This window comes from Clostridium sp. AF36-4, from assembly GCF_003435975.1.
GTDB lineage: Bacteria > Bacillota > Clostridia > Lachnospirales > Lachnospiraceae > Eubacterium_F.
Genome location: NZ_QTVH01000001.1, coordinates 30223 through 53125 on the forward strand (window position 1 = coordinate 30223; position 22903 = coordinate 53125).

At 41.7% G+C, this 22903-nt stretch carries 21 protein-coding genes; 20 read left to right on the plus strand and 1 reads right to left on the minus strand.

Annotation, left to right across the window (positions count from 1 at the left end; all coding sequences use genetic code 11):
• The first annotated feature begins 79 nt into the window (after positions 1-79).
• The 9 genes from DW005_RS00140 (at position 80) to rpmB (ending at position 9841) form a co-directional block, all read left to right on the plus strand.
• On the plus strand, positions 80-523 hold the full coding sequence (locus tag DW005_RS00140; RefSeq protein WP_117477678.1) for a LysM domain-containing protein: 444 nt from the start codon (positions 80-82) through the stop codon (positions 521-523).
• 102 nt (positions 524-625) lie between these two features.
• Complete coding sequence (locus DW005_RS00145; protein ID WP_022378071.1) at positions 626-1552, plus strand: magnesium transporter CorA family protein; 927 nt, start codon at positions 626-628, stop codon at positions 1550-1552.
• 41 nt (positions 1553-1593) lie between these two features.
• A complete protein-coding gene (locus tag DW005_RS00150; RefSeq protein WP_117477679.1) occupies positions 1594-2493 on the plus strand; it encodes a hypothetical protein in 900 nt (299 codons plus the stop codon).
• Between the two features lie 20 nt (positions 2494-2513).
• Entirely contained in the window at positions 2514-6515 is a 4002-nt protein-coding gene (locus DW005_RS00155; RefSeq protein WP_117477680.1) for a glycosyltransferase family 39 protein, read from the plus strand.
• Between the two features lie 27 nt (positions 6516-6542).
• Positions 6543-7928 carry a hypothetical protein gene (locus DW005_RS00160; protein ID WP_117477681.1) on the plus strand — a complete coding sequence of 462 codons (1386 nt, stop codon included), beginning with the start codon at positions 6543-6545 and terminating at the stop codon, positions 7926-7928.
• A gap of 1 nt (position 7929) precedes the next feature.
• Complete coding sequence (locus DW005_RS00165; protein ID WP_117477682.1) at positions 7930-8268, plus strand: hypothetical protein; 339 nt, start codon at positions 7930-7932, stop codon at positions 8266-8268.
• A gap of 20 nt (positions 8269-8288) precedes the next feature.
• Entirely contained in the window at positions 8289-9110 is an 822-nt protein-coding gene (locus DW005_RS00170; RefSeq protein WP_117477683.1) for a DUF2953 domain-containing protein, read from the plus strand.
• A 1-nt stretch (position 9111) separates the two neighbouring features.
• Complete coding sequence (locus DW005_RS00175) at positions 9112-9495, plus strand: GerW family sporulation protein (protein WP_022378065.1); 384 nt, start codon at positions 9112-9114, stop codon at positions 9493-9495.
• Between the two features lie 160 nt (positions 9496-9655).
• The gene (rpmB, locus tag DW005_RS00180) at positions 9656-9841 is read left to right on the plus strand and encodes a 50S ribosomal protein L28 (RefSeq protein WP_022056941.1); all 186 of its coding nucleotides are present in this window, start codon (positions 9656-9658) and stop codon (positions 9839-9841) included.
• A 70-nt stretch (positions 9842-9911) separates the two neighbouring features.
• Here rpmB and DW005_RS13700 read toward each other — a convergent pair whose 3' ends face one another.
• Positions 9912-10055: a hypothetical protein gene (locus DW005_RS13700; protein WP_181974888.1), complete on the minus strand. Its 144-nt coding sequence runs from the start codon at positions 10053-10055 to the stop codon at positions 9912-9914.
• A 151-nt stretch (positions 10056-10206) separates the two neighbouring features.
• Between DW005_RS13700 and DW005_RS00185 the strand changes: the two genes are divergently transcribed.
• From DW005_RS00185 to DW005_RS00235, 11 genes are all read left to right on the plus strand, one after another.
• Complete coding sequence (locus DW005_RS00185; RefSeq protein ID WP_022378063.1) at positions 10207-10563, plus strand: Asp23/Gls24 family envelope stress response protein; 357 nt, start codon at positions 10207-10209, stop codon at positions 10561-10563.
• 28 nt (positions 10564-10591) lie between these two features.
• A complete protein-coding gene (locus tag DW005_RS00190; RefSeq protein WP_022378062.1) occupies positions 10592-12265 on the plus strand; it encodes a DAK2 domain-containing protein in 1674 nt (557 codons plus the stop codon).
• A gap of 31 nt (positions 12266-12296) precedes the next feature.
• Positions 12297-12896 carry a bifunctional phosphoserine phosphatase/homoserine phosphotransferase ThrH gene (gene thrH / locus DW005_RS00195; protein WP_022378061.1) on the plus strand — a complete coding sequence of 200 codons (600 nt, stop codon included), beginning with the start codon at positions 12297-12299 and terminating at the stop codon, positions 12894-12896.
• A 21-nt stretch (positions 12897-12917) separates the two neighbouring features.
• A complete protein-coding gene (locus DW005_RS00200) occupies positions 12918-13793 on the plus strand; it encodes a methionyl aminopeptidase (RefSeq protein ID WP_117477684.1) in 876 nt (291 codons plus the stop codon).
• A 43-nt stretch (positions 13794-13836) separates the two neighbouring features.
• The gene (locus tag DW005_RS00205) at positions 13837-14892 is read left to right on the plus strand and encodes a GGDEF domain-containing protein (RefSeq protein WP_117477685.1); all 1056 of its coding nucleotides are present in this window, start codon (positions 13837-13839) and stop codon (positions 14890-14892) included.
• 38 nt (positions 14893-14930) lie between these two features.
• Complete coding sequence (locus DW005_RS00210) at positions 14931-15800, plus strand: putative manganese transporter (protein WP_117477686.1); 870 nt, start codon at positions 14931-14933, stop codon at positions 15798-15800.
• Between the two features lie 247 nt (positions 15801-16047).
• Positions 16048-17133 carry a 3-isopropylmalate dehydrogenase gene (gene leuB, locus DW005_RS00215; RefSeq protein ID WP_117477829.1) on the plus strand — a complete coding sequence of 362 codons (1086 nt, stop codon included), beginning with the start codon at positions 16048-16050 and terminating at the stop codon, positions 17131-17133.
• Positions 17134-17145: 12 nt separating this feature from the next.
• Entirely contained in the window at positions 17146-18804 is a 1659-nt protein-coding gene (gene ilvD, locus DW005_RS00220; protein WP_117477687.1) for a dihydroxy-acid dehydratase, read from the plus strand.
• A gap of 51 nt (positions 18805-18855) precedes the next feature.
• The gene (gene ilvB, locus DW005_RS00225; RefSeq protein WP_117477688.1) at positions 18856-20544 is read left to right on the plus strand and encodes a biosynthetic-type acetolactate synthase large subunit; all 1689 of its coding nucleotides are present in this window, start codon (positions 18856-18858) and stop codon (positions 20542-20544) included.
• Positions 20545-20572: 28 nt separating this feature from the next.
• On the plus strand, positions 20573-21655 hold the full coding sequence (gene serC, locus DW005_RS00230) for a 3-phosphoserine/phosphohydroxythreonine transaminase (protein WP_117477689.1): 1083 nt from the start codon (positions 20573-20575) through the stop codon (positions 21653-21655).
• Positions 21655-22821: a phosphoglycerate dehydrogenase gene (locus tag DW005_RS00235; protein ID WP_117477690.1), complete on the plus strand. Its 1167-nt coding sequence runs from the start codon at positions 21655-21657 to the stop codon at positions 22819-22821. The genes serC and DW005_RS00235 overlap by 1 nt, the downstream gene beginning before the upstream one ends.
• The last annotated feature ends 82 nt before the right edge of the window (positions 22822-22903 follow it).

Sequence of the window (22903 nt, forward strand, 5' to 3'; positions counted from 1 at the left end):
GAATGGTTTTGCAACAAAATTAGAAAGAACAAATGGCATTCTTTTGAATAGGATAATAAAAAAAGGCAGGAATCTGAAAATGAATCAACGCTTTTGTAATGGAATGATACATGTCATTCGCTCCGGCGATAATCTTTACCAGTTGAGCAGACGCTACCGTGTTCCGCTCGCACTTATTCTGCGGGCAAACCCTTATGTGGATGTGTATAATTTAAGACCGGGACAGGAAATCTGTATTCCGATGCCCTGTGGAAGCGGACCGATGGCAGGACGGGGAATTCAGCAGGAAAATGTGGAGACAACCGAACAGGAGACAGACGATGAGGAATACGAAGAGGAACAAACGGCACAGTCAGAGGAAGAAAAAGAGGTGTCTTGTGTCTATCGTGCAGATGGAACAAAAAGCCTTGGAGCGATATTGAATGAGTGCGGTATGACGATGGCAGAGTTTTTTGAAAAGAATAATCCGGAGCAGATTATTATCGCGGCAGATGTCCTTTTTGAAGTGCCAAAGAAGGTTTGACAAAGGTTATTAGAACCTTTATAATGAAAATGGATTAGTCAGACTCGGCGATGCCTTGTTTTCGGGGAATCGCCGTTGTCTTTGAAAGGAAGGTGAACAAGCATGATTTCCATTTATAAAACCATAGAAGATGATATGGTGGTGCTTGATAAAATAGAAGAGGGCTGTTGGATATCAGCCATTCACCCAAATGAGGAAGAATTGTCTTTTTTGCAGGAAGAGACTGGGATTGACTTGGATGATTTACGGGCACCTCTGGATGATGAGGAACGTTCCCGTATCGAATTGGAAGATGGATACAATATGATTTTGGTGGACATTCCTTCGCTTGATGAGAAAGACCGGTATGTCACGATTCCTCTTGGTATTTACATGACAAAGGAGCATATCATTACGATTTGTCTGGAAGAATCACCGGTTTTGAAAGCATTTGTAAACCGTAGAGTACGCGAGTTTTACACATTCAAAAAGACTCGCTTTGTATTCCAGATTTTGTATCGCAATGCTGCTTCCTACCTGCGTTATCTGCGTATTATTGACAGAAAAAGTGACCAGATTGAGGAAAAACTGCATATTTCCCAGAAAAACAGTGAGTTGATTGAACTTTTGGAGCTGGAAAAAAGTCTGGTTTATTTTACCACTTCCCTGCGCTCAAATGAGGTCGTTTTAGAGAAACTTCTGCGGACGGAGCGCGTTAAAAAATATCCGGAAGATGAGGACTTATTGGAAGATGTCATTATCGAGAATAAACAGGCGATTGAAATGGCAAATATATACAGTGGAATTTTAAGTGGAATGATGGATGCGTTTGCGTCTGTTATATCCAATAACTTAAATATTGTAATGAAGTTCTTGGCAACGGTTACGATTGTTTTATCAATCCCGACGATGATTGCCAGTTTCTTTGGAATGAACTTTGATAATATTCCACTTGGACATTCGCCGTTTGGATTTTTTACCATTATTGTTTTAACGCTTATTATTTCCGGCGTTGTGGCGTTGTTGTTCCGCAAAAAAGATTTGTTTTAATAGGGAAAAGACGATTGTTGAATGGAGGTTAAAAAAGAACTATGAGTTTATTAGACCGATTGGAGAGAACACGGTTTGGAAAATTTGGCATTCCGAATCTGATGCGGTATGTCATTGGAGTTAATATTGTCGGAATTCTGATTAGTCTTGTGAATCCGATGTTTTATTATTCGTATCTGAGTTTGGATATTGCAAGTATTCTGCATGGACAGGTTTGGCGTATTTTCACCTTTGTGTTAAGCCCATCCGGACAGTTTGGCGGTACCGGCATGGTTAGTTTATTGTGGTTTGCAATCTGGATTTTTGTGTATTATTCGATTGGAACAAATCTGGAGCGCATGTGGGGAACTTTCCGCTTTAATTTGTTTTATTTTGGCGGACTTTTACTGGTTGTAATTATGACATTTGTTTTTTATCTGTTTTTACAACTTGGGTTAGTGCCAAATGCTGCAACTGCTTATACGGATTATATGCTTTCCGCCAATATTATGGATGATTTGAACCAGACGATGTTTTTAGCGTTTGCCTTTGCTTTCCCGGATGCACAGTTCCTTGTGTATTTTATTATCCCGGTTAAGGCAAAGTGGCTGAGTATTGTATATCTTTTGATGGATGGCTATATGTTTGTCCGCTATCTGATGAGTGGATATTATTATTCGGCAGCGGTGATTTTGGTTCTTTTATTAAACTTTTTTATCTTCTATTTTATGGGGCGTGGTTCTCTTACGCCAAAGCAGGCGTACCATCAGAAGAAGAGAAAGATGGAATATAAGAAAAAAACAGCACCCACACAGGGAAGTGTACCAAGGCATCATTGTGTGATTTGTGGCAGAACGGATGTGGACTCTCCGCAGTTAGAGTTCCGTTACTGCTCCAAATGTGAGGGAAACTATGAGTATTGTTCAGAGCATTTATTTACCCATGAGCATGTGCATCATTAAAAGGAGGAAGGAGTCGGAAAATGGGATTGTTTGGTATTGCGACAAATAGTGTACAAATGTTAGTGTTAGTAGCGGTTTTAACCGTGGCAGTTTTTGCTGTTTTGTATTTTGAAAAATTCCGCTATGAAGTAGAAGGAATTCGGATTTACCGCAAAGACAGTAAAAAGTCATGGACTAATCTACTGCTTGTATTAGCGGCAGCGCTGCTTGTAAAACTGATTTTTGCGGCAGCGTATGAAGGACATGGAACGGATATGACCTGCTTTAGTGCGTGGTCGGATATGATTTTTAAAGATGGATTCTGGAATTTCTATCATTCGGATTCTTTTACGGATTATCCGCCCGGATATATGGCAATGCTGTGGGGCATTGGGGCTCTGCGCAGCATCTTTAATCTGGATGTTGCAACGGGAGCCGGAAGATGTGTTATTAAACTGATTCCGATTTTGTTTGATCTTGGTGCAGGGGCACTGCTTTATAAGATAGCAAAGAGAAAATTTTCTGAAGGTTCTTCTCTTATTTTGTCAGCGACATACGTGCTCAGTCCGGTCGTTGTTCTGGATTCTTCGGCATGGGGACAGGTGGATGGTGTATTTACCTTTTTCCTGTTGCTTGTCTGCTATCTGTGCATGGAAGAAAAGCGTATTTTTGCGTATTTTGCTTTTGTTGCCGGAGTTCTTATCAAACCGCAGATGATTATGTTTGCTCCGCTTTTGATTTGGACAATTATTGAACAGGTTTTCTTAAAAGATTTTTCAAAAGAAAAAATGTTTCGGGATTTAGTAGGCGGCGTTTTATCTCTTGTGGCAATGGTTGTATTTACCCTTCCGTTTGGTGTGGACAAAGTGTTCAGCCAGTATGTGAATACGTTGGGCTCGTATCCGTATGCGACGATTAATGCATACAATTTCTGGGCGCTGTTAGGACAGAACTGGCAGCCGCAGGCAAATTCATTTTTAGGTGTGTCAGCAAGCTCGTGGGGAACACTCGCAATTTTAGTATCCGTTGCACTGAGTGCCGTGATTTTCTTCCGCTTAAAAGATGATAATTCCCGCTATTTTACAAGCATGGCGGTACTTCTTGCCAATATGTTTTTATTCTCAGTGCGTATGCATGAGAGATATTTATTCCCGGCACTTGTACTTATGTTGGCTGCCTTTTTGGTGAAGCCGACCAAACAGTTATTCTTTACTTATGTGGGATTTTCGGCAATTCACTTTTTGAATGTAGGTCATGTTTTGTGGGCGTATGTCGAGGAAAACGAAAATACGGCACCAAACGGACCGTTAATTGGAATTACGGCAGTCCTTACAATTTTAATGTTTGCTTATTTGATTTATGCTTCTTTTTCTGTTTCGGTTATGGAGGATTTAAAAGAGGTATCCGGAGGAAAGAAGAAAAGGAACACCCTTCCATATCTTGTGAAAAATCCGAAGGTGAAAGAGAAAGAACCGGAAGAAGTCTATAAACAACATATTCATGCGACAAGAAGAATGCCTAAATTTACAAAGTGGGATTATATTGTATTGTTTGGAATTCTTGTATTATACAGTGTATTCGCTTTTCGTGATTTGGGTGATACCAAGGCTCCGGAGACTTACTGGCAGCCGGAAAATGGTAATTCCGAGATTGTGTTAGATCTTGGTAAAGCAAAAGATATCGGAATGATTTATACGTTCCTTGGAGCGAAGGAAGACCGTATGATGACGCTTGAAATGTCAGAGGATGGGAAAAACTATGATATGGTCGGCACGGTCAGAGCAACAAGTGTGTTCTGCTGGGATGCATTAAAGACTTGGGACAAAGAATCTCAGGAAGAGGGCGCGGATGATTATAATCTGGCAAAAGATTACCGTTATATCCGCTTAAGTGTTGATGAAGAACAGCTTTCTGATACCTTTATGCTGAATGAATTGGTGATTCTTGACAAAGACGGAAACTGGATGAAACCGGTCAATGCTTCTGAATATAAGAATTTGTTTGATGAGCAGGATTGTTTTGAGCCGCAGAGTGATTTGCCGGAGACTGTCTGGAAAGCTGAAAAAGCTGGAGAAACCGTGACTTTAGATTTGGGTGCAGATAGTTACTTTAGTATGCTGCGCGGCTACTCTACAGAGAAAGCAAATCAGCGGTTTGAAGTGGAAGTGGCAAAATCGGCAAATGATGGTGAGGAGCCACAGTATCAGAAAGTGGGAACGGTAGTCAGTGGTGAGGCTGATGGCTTTAGCAGACTTTCAGAGGAAAATCAGCAAAATGCCGATACTTATTCTTTTGCCAATGATTCGTACCGCTATATCCGCTTGACAACACTTTCGGATAATACAAGTTTGAATGAACTGGTACTGACGGATACGAATGGAAATACGGTGAAAATCCGTGACCATATTGGCGGAGATTCCTTGTTTGATGAACAGGATGGATACCGAAAGGCAATTACCTTTAGGAGCGGCACTTATTTTGATGAAATTTATCATGCGAGAACGGCTTATGAAATTGCGCATGGAATGAGCAATTATGAGTGGACACATCCGCCTCTTGGTAAAGTATTTATCAGTCTTGGTGTGCGCATGTTTGGCATGAATCCGTTTGGCTGGCGAATTATCGGTGTGCTGTTTGGAATCGGGATGATTCCGTTTATGTACTTCTTTGGCAGGCGTTTGTTCAAGAACCGCACGTGGGCGGCCGGTGCGTTGACATTTTTATTTACTTTTGATTTTATGCATTTTACGCAGACAAGAATTGCTACCATTGATGTGTACGGAACATTCTTTATTATAGCAATGTTCTACTTTATGTATCAGTACAGCCAGACAAGTTTTTATGATACAAAATTGTGGAAGACCTTTATCCCGCTTGGCTTAAGTGCAGTGATGATGGGACTTGGCTGTGCATCGAAATGGACGGCAGTATATGCGTCTGCCGGTCTTGCTGTGTTCTTCTTTGCCATTATGGGCTGGCGTATTTTTGAGTACCATCTGGCGAAGAAAAATCCGACGGGCGAAACAGAAGGAATTGCGCATAAGCATATTATTGAAGTATTTAAGAAGAAACTTCTTTTAACCCTTGGTTTCTGTGTGATTTTCTTTGTGTTTGTAGCAGGAACGATTTATGTTGCTTCCTATGTTCCGTTTGAGGACAGTGCAAAGGATAACACCGAGCGCTTCTACGAAGTGACAGATGAGAATTATGAAGGATTTAAATGGGAAAATACATTTGTTTCCGGTCTTGTGGATACACTTCGCGACCACAGTGGAAATCCTGTGGCTGAGACGGTCGGAAAAATGTTGAATAATCAGCATGCTATGTATGAATACCACAGCAAACTGGAAGCTACCCATCCATGGCAGTCAAGCTGGTATGAGTGGCCGACGATGATACGACCGATGTATTATTACTGCCAGACTTTGCGGGATGGTATGAAAGAGGGTATCAGTGCCTTTGGTAACCCGCTTGTATGGTGGGCAGGAATCCCGGCATTGATATTGATTCTTCTGCCATTTGGAAGAAGGCGTTCGAACAGACTTGGAAGCAAAACGTCGCAATGGCTTCAGAGTATCGGCTGTGAATTCTTTGTGTTCCTTGCTTTGTGGAGTGTGTTTGTGAAACAGTCTTCAAGTAATGGAGGCGGTGATTCATGGAAGTTATATGGACCGTTCCTTATTGTGCTTGGCGTGGCGTCGGCTTTGTATATTGCTTACCAGCTTGTGACAAGGGGAGACAAAAAAGCCTTGTTTATGGTATTTGCCTATGCGGTTCAATTATTACCGTGGATTTTAGTGCCGCGCTGTACGTTTTCCTATCACTATTTTCCAAGTGTGCCATTTGTCGCCATGATGATTGTGTACGGTATGGTAAAACTTGTGGATGCGGACAAAAAATGGTTCAAATGGTGTATGGTTTATCTGGCAGTTGCCTTTTTCCTGTTCTTAGTTTTTTATCCGGTACTTTCCGGACAGCCGATCTATGAGCAGATGGCAAGAGATGGACTGCGCTGGCTGGAAGGCTGGCAGCTTGTCAGCTAAACAAACGATAGAAAGAAGGATAAAAACGTGAGAAAACTGATTCAAGAGATTCATAACGGGAAAAATATAAAGGAAAATTTAAAACATTATGCGGACATTGCCGTAAAAACATATGTGGATTATGGAACGCTTGAAATGACTTTTTCTGCGTATTCGCTTTTGGAAGATGAAATACAGGTGTTAGATGCGGATGAGAAGGAGAAAATGCTCTCGCAGGTAAAACAGGCGATTGGCTGTTTGGCGGATGAGTCCTGCGATTTCGCGGTACTTGGTGAAAAAATGAATCATCTGCGGGATGAAATTACGGATAAAATGGATGTTTTAACTGCGTACACGGACCGCATGATTTGTTATGAATATGTGTTAAACCGTATGGAATTAAAATATCTTTCCAAGAAAGAATTGTCAGAGAAACTGGCAGCTTTTGAGGAAGAAGAGTACATGAAAATGTTAGAAGGGTATTTGTTTGGCAGTAAAGATCAAAAGGTGGCGCTTGATAAAATTCGTTTGATTATGGGACAGATTCCGGTTCATATGACAAAGAATAAATTGTTTGAGCGGATTGGTGAAGCACTTACGTTATATCAGGATGGCGATAAATCGGCACTGGATGGCTTTTTGTATATGGTGCGTACGAGCGCGATGCTGTATGAGCCAAAGCAGGAAGAAAATCAGTTTCCAGAGATTTTAGAGGCCCTGCAAACGTTTGAACAGACCGATTTTGAGTCATTAGAGGGCGAGAAATACAATCAATTGGTATCACTTTTGGAAAAGACAGCCAAAGAAATTCATGAAATTACGGACTTTTATTATGAAGTGCAAAATGTTGTGAATGGTGTGTATGCCATGGCACTGATTCTTCCTTACCGCGAGAAAATGAGTCGGATTGAAAAAGCGGGAAGAAACGTTTGGCAGGCATTGGCACAAGGAGAGTTAAAAGAAGAACTGTTAGTGCCGTTAGAGGGCAGCATCGAGGAGTGCGTCGAAAAATCCAGTCATTTGGAATCGATTTTATATGAAATCCGCAGTTCTTATAAGATAGAATTGATGGAAACCGGTCTTGCCGGACAATTCCACGATTTTGTATTAGTGGCAAATCTTTTGTCAGACAGTTTGTTTATTGACTTGTCGGTATCCGGTGAGGAAGAGGAAAAAGCAGACCTTTCCTATGTGAGAAAATGCACAGATGAATTAGTAAATGAACTTTCGGAGAAGTTAAGTCAGGTGTCAAAACCGGTGAAAAAAGCGATTATGGGACTTGTCCTTGAAAAACTGCCATTGACGTTCCAAAATTCGGATGAGGTACTTGATTATATCCGTGTTAATCTGATGGGATGTCAGGACAAGGCTGAAAAATGTGTGGTACTTACGATGTTAGCAGACTTGATTCGCGAGGAGCAGGAGTGGACATGATATGATTTACTGGTATCAGAATTTATATATGGATGAAACCGTAGAAAAAAATCCGAAACGGTGCAAAAAACGGGTGGAAAAGCGGCGCCCATGGAAAAAGAGTTACGTCGTGCTTACCTTGGCGCAGAATGATAAGAATTTGTTTGAGATTATGCAGACGCGCCAGTTGTTTTTCCGCCGCTACCGTCATGTGGATATGTATGTAGTGGCACTGACTTCGGATTATGATGCCGCTGTCGAAATCCTGCAGCAGATTTTAGAAAAAGGATATCGTGAGAATCCGGAATATAACCCAAGGAATGTATTTGCTAAGAAGGAGTTTTATCCGGGCAGAAAGTAACAGAGAAAAGAGGTGTGCCTATGTGGATTTTTTTATTAATACTCAAATGGATTTTCATTATACTTGGCATACTTTTAGGACTTGCTTTACTATTTACGGCTCTTATTTTATGTGTGCCGGTGCGCTACCGGGCAGCAGGGGATAACCATGAAAAAATCCAGTATTCATTTAAGGTGAGCTGGCTTTTGTCTATTGTTGCCGTGAAAAAGAAAAAAGATTCGGAGCAGATTGTTTTCTCTGTGTTTGGTATTCCGATAAAGAGAATGGGAAATGAAAAACCGGTAAAAAAAAACGTGGTGAAATCAGAGAAAGAAAAAGAGCCGGAACCATTACAGGATAACAAAGAAGAAACAGGCGAGCCGGTTTTGGCAGCGCAGGAAGAAAAAAAGGAACAAAGAAAGGACAAGAAGAAGAGAACTTTTTTCAGGACCAAAAAAGCGAAGAAAATGAAAAGCAAAAAACACTTTTCATTTCAAGGGCTATCCAGTATAATGAAGTGTGTGAAACAAAACAAGAAACTTTTGAAACGGTTGTATCGGGAAATAAAAGAGTTAGTTAAGTATCTCGCACCGAAAAAGGTGAGAGGGACATTTGCATTTGGAACCGGCGACCCTTCATCGACGGGGCTTGTTACGGGGCTTATCAGTTTGTTCCCGATTGCTTATCAGGAGGGGGTGCTTGTTACACCGGACTTTGAGGAAAAAAGACTGGATGCTGATTTTTTTGTAAAGGGCAGAATGAGGGTGATTTATTTTTTACGGCTCTTTTTGAGACTGTATCAGGATAAAGAATTGAAACGAATGTGGAAACAGATTCATAGATTAAAAAAGGAGGCTTTTTAAAATGTCAGAAAATAATTTTACCAACACAGTAGAATCCCTGTTTAAGGGGATGGATGCTTTTATCACAACAAAGACCGTAGTGGGAGACGCTGTGCGTTTTGACGATGGAACCATTGTACTTCCGCTTGTGGACGTGAGCTTTGGCGTTGCTGCCGGTGCATTTGCAAACGACACCGAAAAGAAAAACAACGGTGGCGGCGGTATGGGCGGTAAAATCCAGCCAAGTGCCGTGTTAGTAATTAAAGACGGAACGTCCAAACTTGTCAATGTGAAGAACCAGGACGGTATCACAAAGATTCTCGATATGGTACCGGATTTTGTTGACAAATTTGCCGGAAAGAAAAATAAAGAGCAGCCACACGATGCGGGAAAAGATGCGGAATAATCCGTAAGAATTGTGGAAATTTTAAAATTTGTAAAAAAATAAAAATTTTGCTTGCATTATAGTTGGAATTTTGCTAAAATATTCGTGTTGTCGTGTGTGAGAGATATTTTGTTTCATATAGAAGAGACATGCGAAGTTTAAGCAGAAGGAGGTGCTTTTCATGGCTAAATGTGCAGTATGTGGAAAAGGCGTACACTTTGGTAACGCTGTCAGCCACTCTCATAGAAGAAGCAATAAGATTTGGAAATCGAATTTGAAATCTGTTAGAGTAAAGGTGAACGGTGGTACAAAGAAAATGTATGTTTGTACTTCATGCCTTCGTTCTGGTAAAGTGGAAAGAGCGTAGTTGCGGTTTACCCGTACATCATAAAAAAAGAACACATTCTTATACTAGAGTAGGAGAATGTGTTCTTTTTTTAGTCACAGCTTGTGAAGAGATTATAGCCAAGGACAAGACAGGCAATAATAATCAGGATGGCAAGCAGACTGTGCCGCATGAAAAGCATGATGCACATACCGATGCCAATCCAAAACAGAATAAATCCGATTAAGCGTTTCATAAAAGATACCCGCATAGATGTCTTTGTTACTATTCTATGCAGAAAATGGGAAAAGTTTCGCGGTATGTGGATTTGCTTTTTTTTATAGAATAGTGTAAAATAAAAATAATTATGCAGTTATCCGTTAGGGGATACCAGATTGGAGGTTACTATGAAAGGTCAGATGGATACCGAAATGGGCAAAATCTTTGTAGATGAGGATGTATTGGCTAAGTATGCCGGTTCCGCAGCGGTAGAGTGTTTTGGCGTTGTTGGTATGGCATCCGTAAACGTACGCGATGGCTTTGTAAAGTTGTTGAAAAAGGACAACTTGCGTCATGGCGTGAATGTTAGTGTGGCGGATGGCAAGCTGATGATTGAACTTCATATTATTGTGGCATACGAAGTAAGTATTCTTGCGGTTGCACAAAACCTTGTTGATAATGTGAAGTATAAGGTAGAAGAGTATACCGGCATGGAAGTTGGAAAAATTACCGTATGCGTTGAAGGCGTACGCGTGATTAACTAATTTGCCTGTTAAATTGGAGGAGAAAACTGTGATTATAAAAACGATGGATGCCTCTTTTGTAAGAAAGTGTTTTCTTGCCGGGGCAAATGCAATCGATGCAAAGAAGGAAGTAATAAACGATTTGAATGTGTTCCCTGTACCGGATGGTGATACAGGAACCAATATGACGATGACTATTATGTCTGCGGCAAAAGAAGTAGCAGCGTTAGAAAATCCGGATATGAAATCGCTTGGTAAAGCAATTTCCGGTGGCTCTTTACGTGGTGCAAGAGGAAACTCAGGTGTTATTTTGTCGCAATTACTCCGTGGATTCACGAAAGAAGTGTCAAAGGTTGATGAAGTGGATGTCGATGTTTTGACAAAAGCCTTTGAACGTGCTGTAGAATCTGCGTATAAAGCAGTGATGAAACCAAAAGAAGGAACGATTCTTACAGTTGCCCGCGGTGGTGCAGATAAAGCAATTGAGTTAAATGGGCGCACGGATAACATTGCAGAGTTTATGAACAGCGTAATTATGCATATGCGTGATGTGTTAGAACAGACGCCGGAACTTTTGCCGGTGTTAAAAGAGGCCGGTGTTGTGGATTCCGGTGGAGAGGGTCTTGTTACCGTGTTGGAAGGTGCATATACCGCGTTGATTGGCAAGGAAGTGAAAATCGATGTGGAACCGGCTGCCACTCCTGTTAAGAAACCAAGCATGGGAGCAGATGCCGGCGTTGTTGCTGAGGCGGATATTAAATTTGGCTACTGCACCGAGTTTATCATTATGCTTGAAAAGCCATTTGGAAGGAAAGAAGAAATGGAATTTAAGGCATTTTTGGAATCCATTGGTGATTCGATTGTCTGTGTTGCCGATGAGGAAATTGTTAAAATTCATGTGCACACAAACGACCCGGGTCTTGCGATTCAGAAGGCGCTTACCTATGGTTCTCTGACACGCATGAAGATTGATAATATGCGCGAAGAACATCACGAGCGTGTCATCAAAAATGCCAGCGAGATGGCAAAACAGCAGAAACAAGAAGAAAAGAAAGTGGAATTTAAAGAAAATGGTTTTATCAGTGTTTCGGTCGGAGATGGACTTACGGATTTGTTCCATGAACTTGGTGTGGATGAAGTGATTGAAGGCGGTCAGACGATGAATCCGAGTACTGAGGATATTCTTGGTGCGATTGAGAAAATTCCTGCGAAAAACATCTATATTCTGCCAAATAACGGTAATATTATTTTGGCGGCACAGCAGGCAAAGGATTTGACAAAGGATAAGGCGGTTCACGTAATTCCAACGAAAAATATTCCGCAGGGAATTGCAGCAATGATTAACTTTGTGGAAGGATTTACACCGGAGCAGAATGAAGAGGCGATGACAGAAGCACTATCCGAGGTGAAATCCGGACAGGTCACTTATGCGGTAAGAGATACTGTAATTGACGGGAAGGAAATTAAAGCCGGCAATATCATGGGATTGAGCGATAAGACGATTGAGATAGTTGGCACCGATGTAGTGGATACGACAATTGATTTATTAAAAAAGATGATGGATGAAGAATCGGAACTCATTACCATTTATTATGGTGAAGAGGGAACCAAAGAAGATGCAGAAAAAATCGCAAAAGCCATTGAGGGGATTGATGACGAGATGGAAGTCGAGATTCAGTATGGCGGACAGCCGATTTATTACTACTTTGTATCCGTAGAGTAGTGAAATTATAAATACAGATGGAGGATGAATAATGAATATTGTATGTTTGGACTTAGAGGGCGTACTGGTACCTGAAATTTGGATTGCTTTTGCAAAAGCAAGTGGAATCCCGGAGTTAAAAAGAACGACGAGAGACGAACCGGATTATGATAAACTGATGAATTGGCGTCTCGGTATTTTGAAAGAGCATGGACTTGGACTGAAAGAAATTCAGGAAACGATTGCTACGATTGACCCGATTCCGGGAGCAAAAGAATTTCTGGATGAACTGCGCAAAACGACACAGGTTATTATCATCAGTGATACATTTACTCAGTTTGCGGCTCCGCTTATGGAAAAACTGGGATGGCCTACCATTTTCTGCAATTCTCTGGAAGTAGCAGAAAACGGTGAGATTACCGGATTTAAGATGCGAATTGAAAATTCCAAATATACAACAGTGAAAGCACTGCAGTCGATTGGTTATGAAACGATTGCCAGCGGTGACAGCTATAATGATTTGGGAATGATTCAGGCAAGTAAGGCAGGTTTCTTATTTAAGAGTACTGAGCAGATTAAGAAGGATCATCCGGAACTTCCTGCTTTTGAAGAGTATGATGAGTTACTTGCTGCCATAAAAAAAGCATTATAATCAATAGAAAGTGTGACAAAAATGTCAAAACAAATTGGACGTAATGAGCCATGCTGGTGTGGCAGCGGACGCAAATATAAGGTCTGTCACGCCGGTTTTGATGCAAAGATTGAATCTTATCGTGAGAAAGGACACATTGTGCCGCCTCACCACATCATCAAAACACCGGCTCAGATTGAACAAATAAAGGAAAGTTGTAAAATTAACATTGCTATTTTGGATTATCTGGAAGAGCATATTTATGAGGGGATGAATACCAAAGAAATTGATCAAATTGTGTATGATATGACAACTAAAAGAGGCGGAATCCCGGCACCTTTAAATTATGAAGGATTTCCGTATAGTGTCTGTACTTCGGTAAATGACCAGGTATGTCATGGTTTTCCGTCAGAAGATGTCATATTAAAATCGGGCGATATTGTGAATGTCGATTGTTCGACAATCTTAAATGGATATTTTTCAGATTCTTCCCGTATGTTTTGCATCGGTGAGGTGTCACCGGAGAAAAAACGTCTTGTACAGGTAACAAGAGAGTGTGTGAAGAAAGGATTAGAACAGGTCAAGCCATGGGGATTCCTTGGTGATATGGGTCAGGCGGTGCATGATCATGCAGCGGCAAACGGCTACACGGTGGTCCGTGAAATTGGCGGCCACGGTGTCGGACTTGAGTTCCATGAGGAGCCATGGGTTGGTTATCATTCCAAACGAGGCGAAGAGATGCTGTTAGTGCCTGGTATGATATTTACGATTGAGCCTATGGTAAATATGGGAAAAGAAGATATTATAACCGATTCACAAAATGGCTGGGAAGTTTATACAAAAGATCATATGCCATCGGCACAGTGGGAAATTATGGTGCTTGTGACAGAGGAAGGAAATGAGGTATTGTGTTGGTAGTTTACTGATTTCTTAGGAAATCAAGGAAAAGGGAGGTTTTACTATGTTAAATGGGGAAATAGAACAAAAACGAAGTGTTCATTTTTTTGCTATAATGTTAGCACTGAGTTTGTGTATGCATACGGCATTGTGTATTTTCTTTTATTGTATTGGTGTAACAATTTTATACGTGTTTAATATTGCAAGTGTTGTGATCTATTTATTGTTGCTTTATTTGGTTTCTCGTGTGAAGCATATGGAGAGATGGATGCTGGTACCATTTGCCGAAGTGCTTGTACATGTACTTTTGTGTAACCTGTGCTTAGGCTGGGGATATGGCTTTTCTTTATACAGCTTTATGCTTATTCCGGTTATTTACTACATTGCGTGTATTCATATGAAGAGCCGAATCGGTGTGGTCACGTCAAGTGTGCTTGGTATTTTTGATTTGCTTGTGATTGTTCTCTCGGCATCGTCAGCCGGAGAAATTAATAAATTACCGGGTATGTCAAACCATGAGATGCTTGTTATTTTTGCAATTAATGTAGCTATCTGTACCATTTTTCTAATGGCTTATTCTGCGTACTTTGTTGTTGCAATACGCAGTGCGACAAATGTGTTGGAGGAGCGGAATGATGAACTTGATTTTATGGTTCATTACGATGCACTCACAAATATGAGAAATCGCCAGAATATGGATGAAATATTTGAGGAATACGAGTGTTATGAAAAAGATTATTGTGTGGTGCAGATGGATTTGGATAATTTCAAACAGACAAACCGTACGTACGGTCATTCCTGCGGAGATGAGCTTTTGATTAATCTTTCTTATCTAATCCGCCAGGCAGTGAGAAACCGTGGTGAAGTGTGCCGCTGGGGCGGTGATGAAGTGTTACTGCTTCTGAAGATGGATAAAAAAAGCGGGTACCGATTAACGGAAAAAATTCGCAAAGAAATTGCGGACTATGTACTTACTTACCAGCGTCAGCGTGTGTCAGTTACGGCAACGTTTGGATTTGTATACTGCGATGAAAAACAGACAATGAAAGAGCGGATTGCACTTGCAGATTCGCGTTTGAATCAGGGGAAGGAAAAGGGGAAAAATCAGGTCGTGAACTAAAAATGAATTAGTTTTACGAAAAGAAAGGAATTAATACGATGAATGAGTTTCTTGATATTTTCATGGAAGCAGGAGTGGATACATTAAAACTTATCCCGTTTCTTTTTCTTACCTATATTTTAATGGAGTGGCTTGAACACCGCACCGGAAGTCATACACAGGCGGCGATTTTGCGCGCCGGAAAAGCAGGACCGGTATTTGGTGGAATTTTAGGTATTGTGCCACAGTGTGGCTTTTCGGCAGCAGCATCAAATCTGTATTCCGGTGGTTTGATTACGGCGGGCGCTTTGGTGGCTGTCTTTTTGTCTACTTCTGACGAAATGCTTCCGATTTTTATTTCTGAGGCAGTACCTGCATGGACAATCATTAAGATTTTGGCGGTTAAAATGGTAATGGGAATCCTTTTTGGCTTCCTTTTGGACTTTTTGTATCACAGTATCTGGGGCAGAAAAATGAGATACCGGAACATCCATACAATGTGTGAGAGTGAACACTGTAAATGTGATGATGAGGGGATTTTTTTCTCGGCGCTGCGTCACACAATTCACATTACCATTTTTTTGTTTTTGGTAACACTTGTTCTGGAAGCTGTTATTGATGGTGTGGGTGAAGATGCTTTAGCCGGATTTCTTATGGACCGTCCGGTTCTCGGCGAGATTTTGGCGGGGGCAATTGGCATGGTTCCAAACTGTGCGTCGTCCGTAGTCATTACTCAGCTCTATTTACAGAAAGTCATTGGCGCCGGCCCGATGATGGCAGGATTATTTACCAATGCCGGTGTCGGCGCACTTGTTTTGTGCCGCATGAACCGCAAACACGTAAAACAAAACGTCGGTATTTTGTGTTATTTATATGTGGCGGGGGTTGTTGGAGGAATTTTGATTGATTTGCTTGGAATCAATTTTTAATACTTGTTATTAGAGTTTTTAACTGTGGATAAGATAGTGGTAATGTTATTGAAGTTCGTTGTTAGAAAAATCAGACCGGGTTTCAACCTGAGGGACGTTGAAATCCGGTCTGATTTTTCTAATAAAGCAACAATTAAAACATTTCCATATCGTGTTTACTTGACATAAAGCCCCATCTTGCTTTATACTAGGAGATTATGAGGGGAAGTTTACCCTTTTATGAAACGAAATGGAGATGAGAGAGAGAATGAACTACCATATTGCAGTGATTCCCGGAGACGGAATCGGACCTGAAATTGTGGCAGAAGCTAAAAAGGTATTGAATAAAGTGGCAGATACATATGGGCACACATTTGAATACGAAGAATTGTTGATGGGCGGCTGTTCCATTGACGCATACGGCGAGCCTTTGACAGATGAAACCTTAGAGCGTGCAAGAAAAAGTGATTCGATTTTGCTTGGTGCGGTCGGTGGACGAGTCGGAGTGGACAGCTGGTATGAATTGCCACCGGAAAAAAGACCGGAAGCAGGTCTTTTGAAAATTCGTAAGGGACTTGGCTTATTCTGTAATCTTCGTCCGGCAATTCTGTTTGAAGAATTGAGCGGCGCTTGTCCGTTGAAGGAAGAAATTGTAGAAGGTGGTTTTGATTTTATCTTTGCCCGTGAGTTGACGGGTGGTCTTTACTTCGGTGAACGCTATACCAAAGAAATTGATGGCGTGCGCACCGCAGTGGACACTTTAAAATATGATGAAAATGAGATTCGCAGAATTGCCATTCAGGCGTTTGAGATTGCGATGAAGAGAAATAAAAAAGTCTGCAGTGTTGATAAAGCAAACGTATTGGATTCTTCCAGACTTTGGAGCAAAGTTGTCGAGGAAGTCAGTAAAGGTTATCCGGAAGTGACATTGACAAATATGCTAGTTGACAACTGTGCAATGCAGATTGTAAGAGATCCAAAACAGTTTGATGTCATTTTGACAGAGAATATGTTTGGCGATATTTTGTCGGATGAGGCAAGTATGGTAACCGGTTCTTTAGGAATGCTTTCTTCGGCAAGTTTAGGTGAGGGAACCTTTGGCATGTACGAGCCAAGCCACGGCTCTGCGCCGGATATCGCAGGACAAAATAAGGCAAATCCGATTGCGACGATTTTATCGGCAGCTATGTTACTGCGTTATTCCTTTGGACTTTCCAAAGAAGCAGATGCGGTTGAAAATGCCGTCAAGACTGTACTCAAAAAAGGAATGCGTACGATTGATATTATGGATGAAGGTAAGACTCTGCTTGGTACAAAAGAAATGGGCGATGCCATTGCCGCAGAGATTGAATAGGAGGACGACAAGATGAAAAGTGATTCAGTAAAAAAAGGAATGCAGACAGCACCACAGCGTTCTTTGTTTAATGCGCTTGGTTTGACAAAAGAAGAGCTGGAAAAGCCGCTTGTAGCTATTGTCAGCTCTTATAATGAAATTGTTCCGGGTCATATGAATCTGGACAAAATTGTAGAGGCAGCAAAACTTGGTGTCGCTATGGCAGGTGGTACACCAATTGTATTCCCGGCAATTGCCGTTTGTGATGGTATTGCGATGGGACATGTGGGAATGAAATATTCTTTGGTAACCCGTGACTTGATTGCGGATTCAACCGAGTGTATGGCACTTGCACATGCTTTTGATGCGATGGTAATGGTGCCAAACTGTGATAAAAACGTACCGGGTCTTTTGATGGCTGCGGCACGTGTGAATATTCCAACCGTATTTGTCAGCGGTGGTCCAATGTTAGCCGGCCATGTGCAGGGACAGAGAACTTCTCTTTCAAGTATGTTTGAGGCAGTTGGTGCTCATGCGGCAGGCAAAATGACCGAAGAGCAGGTGGATGATTATGTCAGCCATGCCTGCCCGACCTGTGGTTCCTGCTCCGGTATGTATACAGCAAACTCCATGAACTGTCTGACCGAGGCAATTGGTATGGGACTTCAGGGCAATGGTACAATTCCGGCTGTATATTCCGACCGAATCAAACTGGCAAAACATGCCGGTATGCAGGTTATGGAAATGTATAAGAAAAATATCCGTCCACGTGACATTATGTGTGAGAAAGCATTTTTAAATGCGATGACAGTTGATATGGCGCTTGGATGTTCGACCAATACGATGCTTCATCTGCCGGCAATTGCTCATGAAGCAGGCGTAAAACTGAATCTTGATATTGCCAATGAAATCAGTGCAAAGACACCTAACCTTTGTCATCTGGCACCGGCAGGTCACACCTATATGGAACAGTTGAATGAGGCAGGCGGTGTTTATGCGGTAATGAATGAGCTGAATAAGAAGGGACTTCTTTATACAGACCTTATGACTGTGACCGGAAAGACGGTAGGTGAGAACATTGAACATGTAGTAAACCGCAATCCGGAAGTGATTCGTCCAATTGATAATCCATACAGTGAAACTGGTGGCATCGCCGTTTTGAAGGGTAACTTGGCACCGGATTCCGGCGTTGTAAAACGTTCTGCCGTAGTACCGGAAATGATGGTTCATGAAGGTCCGGCGCGTGTCTTTGACTGCGAGGAAGATGCAATTGCTGCTATCAAGGGCGGTAAAATTGTTGCAGGAGATGTTGTTGTTATCCGCTATGAGGGACCAAAGGGTGGTCCAGGTATGAGAGAGATGCTCAATCCAACTTCTGCAATTGCCGGTATGGGACTTGGCTCTTCCGTTGCTTTGATTACGGATGGACGTTTCTCGGGAGCTTCCCGTGGTGCTTCGATTGGACATGTTTCACCGGAAGCAGCGGTTGGTGGTCCGATTGCTCTTGTAGAAGAAGGAGACATCATTAAGATTAACATTCCGGAAAATACTTTGATGGTAGATATTTCGGATGAAGAGATGGAAAAGAGACGCAAAAACTGGCAGCCAAGGGAGCCGAAAGTGACAAGCGGCTACTTACGCCGTTATGCCAATATGGTAACAAGTGGCAGCACAGGAGCGATTTTGAAATAATACGATGCGTGTGAGAATAGGGAAACAGACGAAAAGAAAGAGGTGCAAGGTATGCAAATAAATGGGTCACAGATTATGATTGAATGTCTGCTTGAGCAGGGTGTAGATACCATCTTTGGTTATCCGGGAGGTTCTATTTTAAACGTGTACGATGAATTATATCGTTATCAGGATAGAATCCGTCACGTGCTTACCTCTCATGAGCAGGGAGCTTCCCATGCGGCAGACGGTTATGCCAGAGCAACAGGAAAAGTTGGCGTGTGTATGGCAACGAGCGGACCGGGAGCAACGAACTTAGTTACCGGTATTGCAACGGCATATATGGATTCTGTACCGATGGTTGCGATTACCTGTAATGTTACACTTCCGATGCTTGGAAAAGATTCCTTCCAGGAGGTTGATATTGCCGGTGTCACAATGCCGATTACGAAACATAGTTTTATTGTAAAAGATGTAAAGGATTTGGCTGCGGTTATGCGCCGTGCCTTTAAGATTGCACAGACCGGTCGTCCGGGTCCTGTTTTGGTGGATGTAACAAAGGATGTAACGGCTGCAGTGACCGATTTTACACCGCAGACACCGGAATTGATTCAGAGACAGGTTGACACGATTGATGAAAAAGATATCGAAAGCGTAGTCAATGCAATTAAAAAATCGCAGAGACCAATGATTTTTGTCGGTGGTGGTGCCGTAATTTCCGGCGCAGAGAAAGAATTAAAAGAATTTGTCTATAAGGTAGACGCTCCGGTAACGGATACTTTGATGGGAAAAGGTGCATTTGACGGCACAGACCCATATTATACAGGAATGCTTGGTATGCATGGTACAAAGACAGCAAACTTAAGTGTAACCGAATGTGACTTATTGATTGTATTAGGTGCCAGATTTTCAGACCGTGTTACGGGAAATGCAAAGAAATTTGCAAACCGTGCAGAAATTGTTCATATTGATATTGATCCGGCTGAAATTAATAAAAATATTCCGGTGGATTATTCCATTATCGGTGATTTAAAGGCAGTTTTGGAAATCTTAAACCGCAAATTGGAGCAGCACTATCATAAGGCTTGGGTTGATAAGGTTATGGCGAGAAAAGAAGCTTTGCCGCTTTCTTATCACACGGATGCTCTTACAGGACCTTATGTGATTGAGCGAATCAGTGAACTTACCGATAACGAAGCGATTATTACGACTGATGTCGGCCAGCACCAGATGTGGGCGGCACAGTATTATAAATACCGCTCTCCGAGACATTTTATTACGTCCGGTGGAATGGGTACGATGGGATATGGTCTTGGTGCCTGTATCGGTGCGAAAGTCGGAGTGCCTGACACACCGGTTATTAACATCGCAGGAGACGGATGTTTCCGCATGAACATGAATGAGATTGCGACAGCAACAAGATATAATATTCCGATTATTGAAATAGTATTTAATAACCATGCACTTGGCATGGTAAGACAGTGGCAGACCTTGTTTTATGGTAAGAGATATTCTCAGACCATTTTGGAAGATAAAGTAGACTATTGCAAAGTATCAGAAGCAATGGGCGCAAAAGCAATCCGTGTAACGAAAAAAGAGGAGATTGACGATGCGATTAAGACTGCATTGTCAGCAGAGGTACCGGTTGTGATTGAAGTCGTAATCAACCAGGATGACAAGGTATGGCCAATGGTTGCTCCGGGAGCAGCGATTGAAGATTCTTTTGATGAGAAAGACCAGGAGAATCGCATTCAGAATTAATTAACAGTTATGTAAGGAGGATATAACAGTGGCTAGAGTGTATAACTTTTCAGCAGGACCGGCCGTATTGCCGGAAGAGGTATTAAAAGAGGCAGCAGATGAGATGCTTGATTATCAGGGAACAGGAATGTCCGTTATGGAGATGAGCCATCGTTCCGCAGCATATGATAAAATTATCAAAGATGCTGAGCAGGATTTGAGAGATTTGATGGAAATTCCGGACAATTACAAAGTATTGTTCCTTCAGGGCGGCGCTTCCCAGCAGTTTGCCATGATTCCTATGAATCTTATGAAAAACGGCGTGGCTGATTACATCGTAACCGGCCAGTGGGCAAAGAAAGCTTATAATGAGGCTTGCAAATATGGAAAAGCAGTTAAAATTGCTTCTTCTGAGGATGAGACATTTTCCTATATTCCGGATTGTTCCGACCTTCCGATTGATGAGGATGCAGATTATGTTTATATTTGTGAGAACAATACCATTTATGGTACAAAATATAAAACACTGCCAAATACCAAAGGAAAGACATTGGTAGCAGATGTGTCTTCCTGCTTTTTGTCAGAACCTGTAGATGTCAGCAAATACGGCGTTATCTACGGTGGTGTTCAGAAGAACATCGGACCTGCCGGTGTTGTTATTGTAATTATCCGTGAGGATTTGATTCCGGATGAAGTGGATGAGAAAGTTCCTACGATGCTTCAGTACAAGATTCATGCCGATGCACAGTCTCTTTACAATACACCGCCTGCTTACGGTATTTACATTTGCGGCAAAGTATTTAAATGGATTAAGAAAATGGGCGGCTTGAAAGAGATGCAGAAGAGAAACATCGAAAAAGCAAAAGTTTTGTATGATTTCTTAGATTCTTCCAAACTGTTCAAAGGAACCGTACGCAAAGAAGACCGTTCTTTGATGAATGTACCATTTGTAACAGGAGATAAAGATTTGGATGCAAAATTTGTTGCAGAAGCAAAAGCAGCTGGATTTGAAAACTTGAAAGGACACCGTACCGTTGGTGGTATGCGTGCCAGCATTTACAATGCAATGCCAAAAGAGGGTGTTGAGAAATTGGTTGAGTTTATGAAGAAGTTTGAGGAGGAGAATGCATAATGAGTATCAAAGTAAACTGCTTAAATCCGATTGCAGCCTGCGGTCTGGATATGTTGGGAGATAACTACGAGATTACGGAAAATACAAATGAAGCAGAAGCCATTTTGGTTCGCAGTGCCGGTATGCACGACATGGATTTGCCGGAATCTCTGTTGGCTGTAGCCCGTGCAGGTGCCGGTGTAAATAACATTCCGCTTGATGCATGCGCAGAGAAAGGTATTGTTGTCTTTAATACACCGGGTGCAAATGCAAATGGTGTAAAAGAGTTAGTCATTGCTTCTCTTTTGTTGGCTGCCCGTGATATCACAGGTGGTATCAAATGGTGTCAGGATAACAAAGACGATGAGAATATTGCAAAATCCGGAGAAAAAGCAAAGAAAGCATTCGCCGGAACAGAAATTAAAGGAAAGAAACTGGGTATTATCGGTCTTGGTGCAATTGGTGTATTAGTTGCCAATGCGGCAAATCGTCTCGGTATGGATGTTTACGGATGTGACCCTTATTTGTCTGTTGAGCATGCCCTTAACATGTCCCGTGATGTAACGATGGTAAAAACAAATGAGGAATTGTATGAGATGTGTGATTACCTTACCGTACATGTTCCGCTTTTGGATTCCACCAAAGGAATGTTTAACAAAGAGGCATTTGACAAGATGAAAGACGGTGTTGTTCTTCTTAACTTCTCCCGTGATACACTGGTGAACGAAGACGACATCAAGGTGGCACTGGAGTCCGGAAAAGTAGCAAAATACGTTGTTGATTTCCCAAATCCGACAACAGTAAAGCTGCCAAATACAACCGTAACACCTCATCTTGGTGCTTCCACACAGGAGTCTGAGGACAACTGTGCGAAAATGGCAGTCAGTGAGATTCGTGACTTCATGGAAAATGGTAACATCAAAAATTCTGTGAACTATCCAAACTGCGATGCCGGTGTATGCCAGACAGCTGGACGTATCACGATTGCGCATAAGAACGTACCGAATATGTTGAGCCAGTTTACGACATTGTTCTCCAAAGATGGTGTCAATATCGAAAACATGGTAAATAAGAGCCGTGGAAACTTTGCGTATACAATCCTTGATATCTGCTCTGATTCAACCGATGAAGTAGTAAAGGAATTAGAGGCACTTGACGGTGTTATCCGCGTTCGTGTGATTAAATAAAAAGTGCCGGAAATATCAAAAATAGTGCATGACATATCATGGGAATATCTCCTTCTTTTTGCTACAATTTAAGTAGATAAAA

Excerpts from the sequence above, each read along its gene's own strand:
- DW005_RS00140 (WP_117477678.1), top strand. The coding sequence starts at position 80 with ATGAATCAACGCTTTTGTAATGGAATGATACATGTCATTCGCTCCGGC.
- DW005_RS00145 (WP_022378071.1), top strand. The coding sequence starts at position 626 with ATGATTTCCATTTATAAAACCATAGAAGATGATATGGTGGTGCTTGAT.
- DW005_RS00150 (WP_117477679.1), top strand. The coding sequence starts at position 1,594 with ATGAGTTTATTAGACCGATTGGAGAGAACACGGTTTGGAAAATTTGGC.
- DW005_RS00155 (WP_117477680.1), top strand. The coding sequence starts at position 2,514 with ATGGGATTGTTTGGTATTGCGACAAATAGTGTACAAATGTTAGTGTTA.
- DW005_RS00165 (WP_117477682.1), top strand. The coding sequence starts at position 7,930 with ATGATTTACTGGTATCAGAATTTATATATGGATGAAACCGTAGAAAAA.
- DW005_RS00170 (WP_117477683.1), top strand. The coding sequence starts at position 8,289 with ATGTGGATTTTTTTATTAATACTCAAATGGATTTTCATTATACTTGGC.
- DW005_RS00175 (WP_022378065.1), top strand. The coding sequence starts at position 9,112 with ATGTCAGAAAATAATTTTACCAACACAGTAGAATCCCTGTTTAAGGGG.
- rpmB (WP_022056941.1), top strand. The coding sequence starts at position 9,656 with ATGGCTAAATGTGCAGTATGTGGAAAAGGCGTACACTTTGGTAACGCT.
- DW005_RS13700 (WP_181974888.1), bottom strand. The coding sequence starts at position 10,055 with ATGAAACGCTTAATCGGATTTATTCTGTTTTGGATTGGCATCGGTATG.
- DW005_RS00185 (WP_022378063.1), top strand. The coding sequence starts at position 10,207 with ATGAAAGGTCAGATGGATACCGAAATGGGCAAAATCTTTGTAGATGAG.
- thrH (WP_022378061.1), top strand. The coding sequence starts at position 12,297 with ATGAATATTGTATGTTTGGACTTAGAGGGCGTACTGGTACCTGAAATT.
- DW005_RS00200 (WP_117477684.1), top strand. The coding sequence starts at position 12,918 with ATGTCAAAACAAATTGGACGTAATGAGCCATGCTGGTGTGGCAGCGGA.
- DW005_RS00205 (WP_117477685.1), top strand. The coding sequence starts at position 13,837 with ATGTTAAATGGGGAAATAGAACAAAAACGAAGTGTTCATTTTTTTGCT.
- DW005_RS00210 (WP_117477686.1), top strand. The coding sequence starts at position 14,931 with ATGAATGAGTTTCTTGATATTTTCATGGAAGCAGGAGTGGATACATTA.
- leuB (WP_117477829.1), top strand. The coding sequence starts at position 16,048 with ATGAACTACCATATTGCAGTGATTCCCGGAGACGGAATCGGACCTGAA.
- ilvD (WP_117477687.1), top strand. The coding sequence starts at position 17,146 with ATGAAAAGTGATTCAGTAAAAAAAGGAATGCAGACAGCACCACAGCGT.
- ilvB (WP_117477688.1), top strand. The coding sequence starts at position 18,856 with ATGCAAATAAATGGGTCACAGATTATGATTGAATGTCTGCTTGAGCAG.
- DW005_RS00235 (WP_117477690.1), top strand. The coding sequence starts at position 21,655 with ATGAGTATCAAAGTAAACTGCTTAAATCCGATTGCAGCCTGCGGTCTG.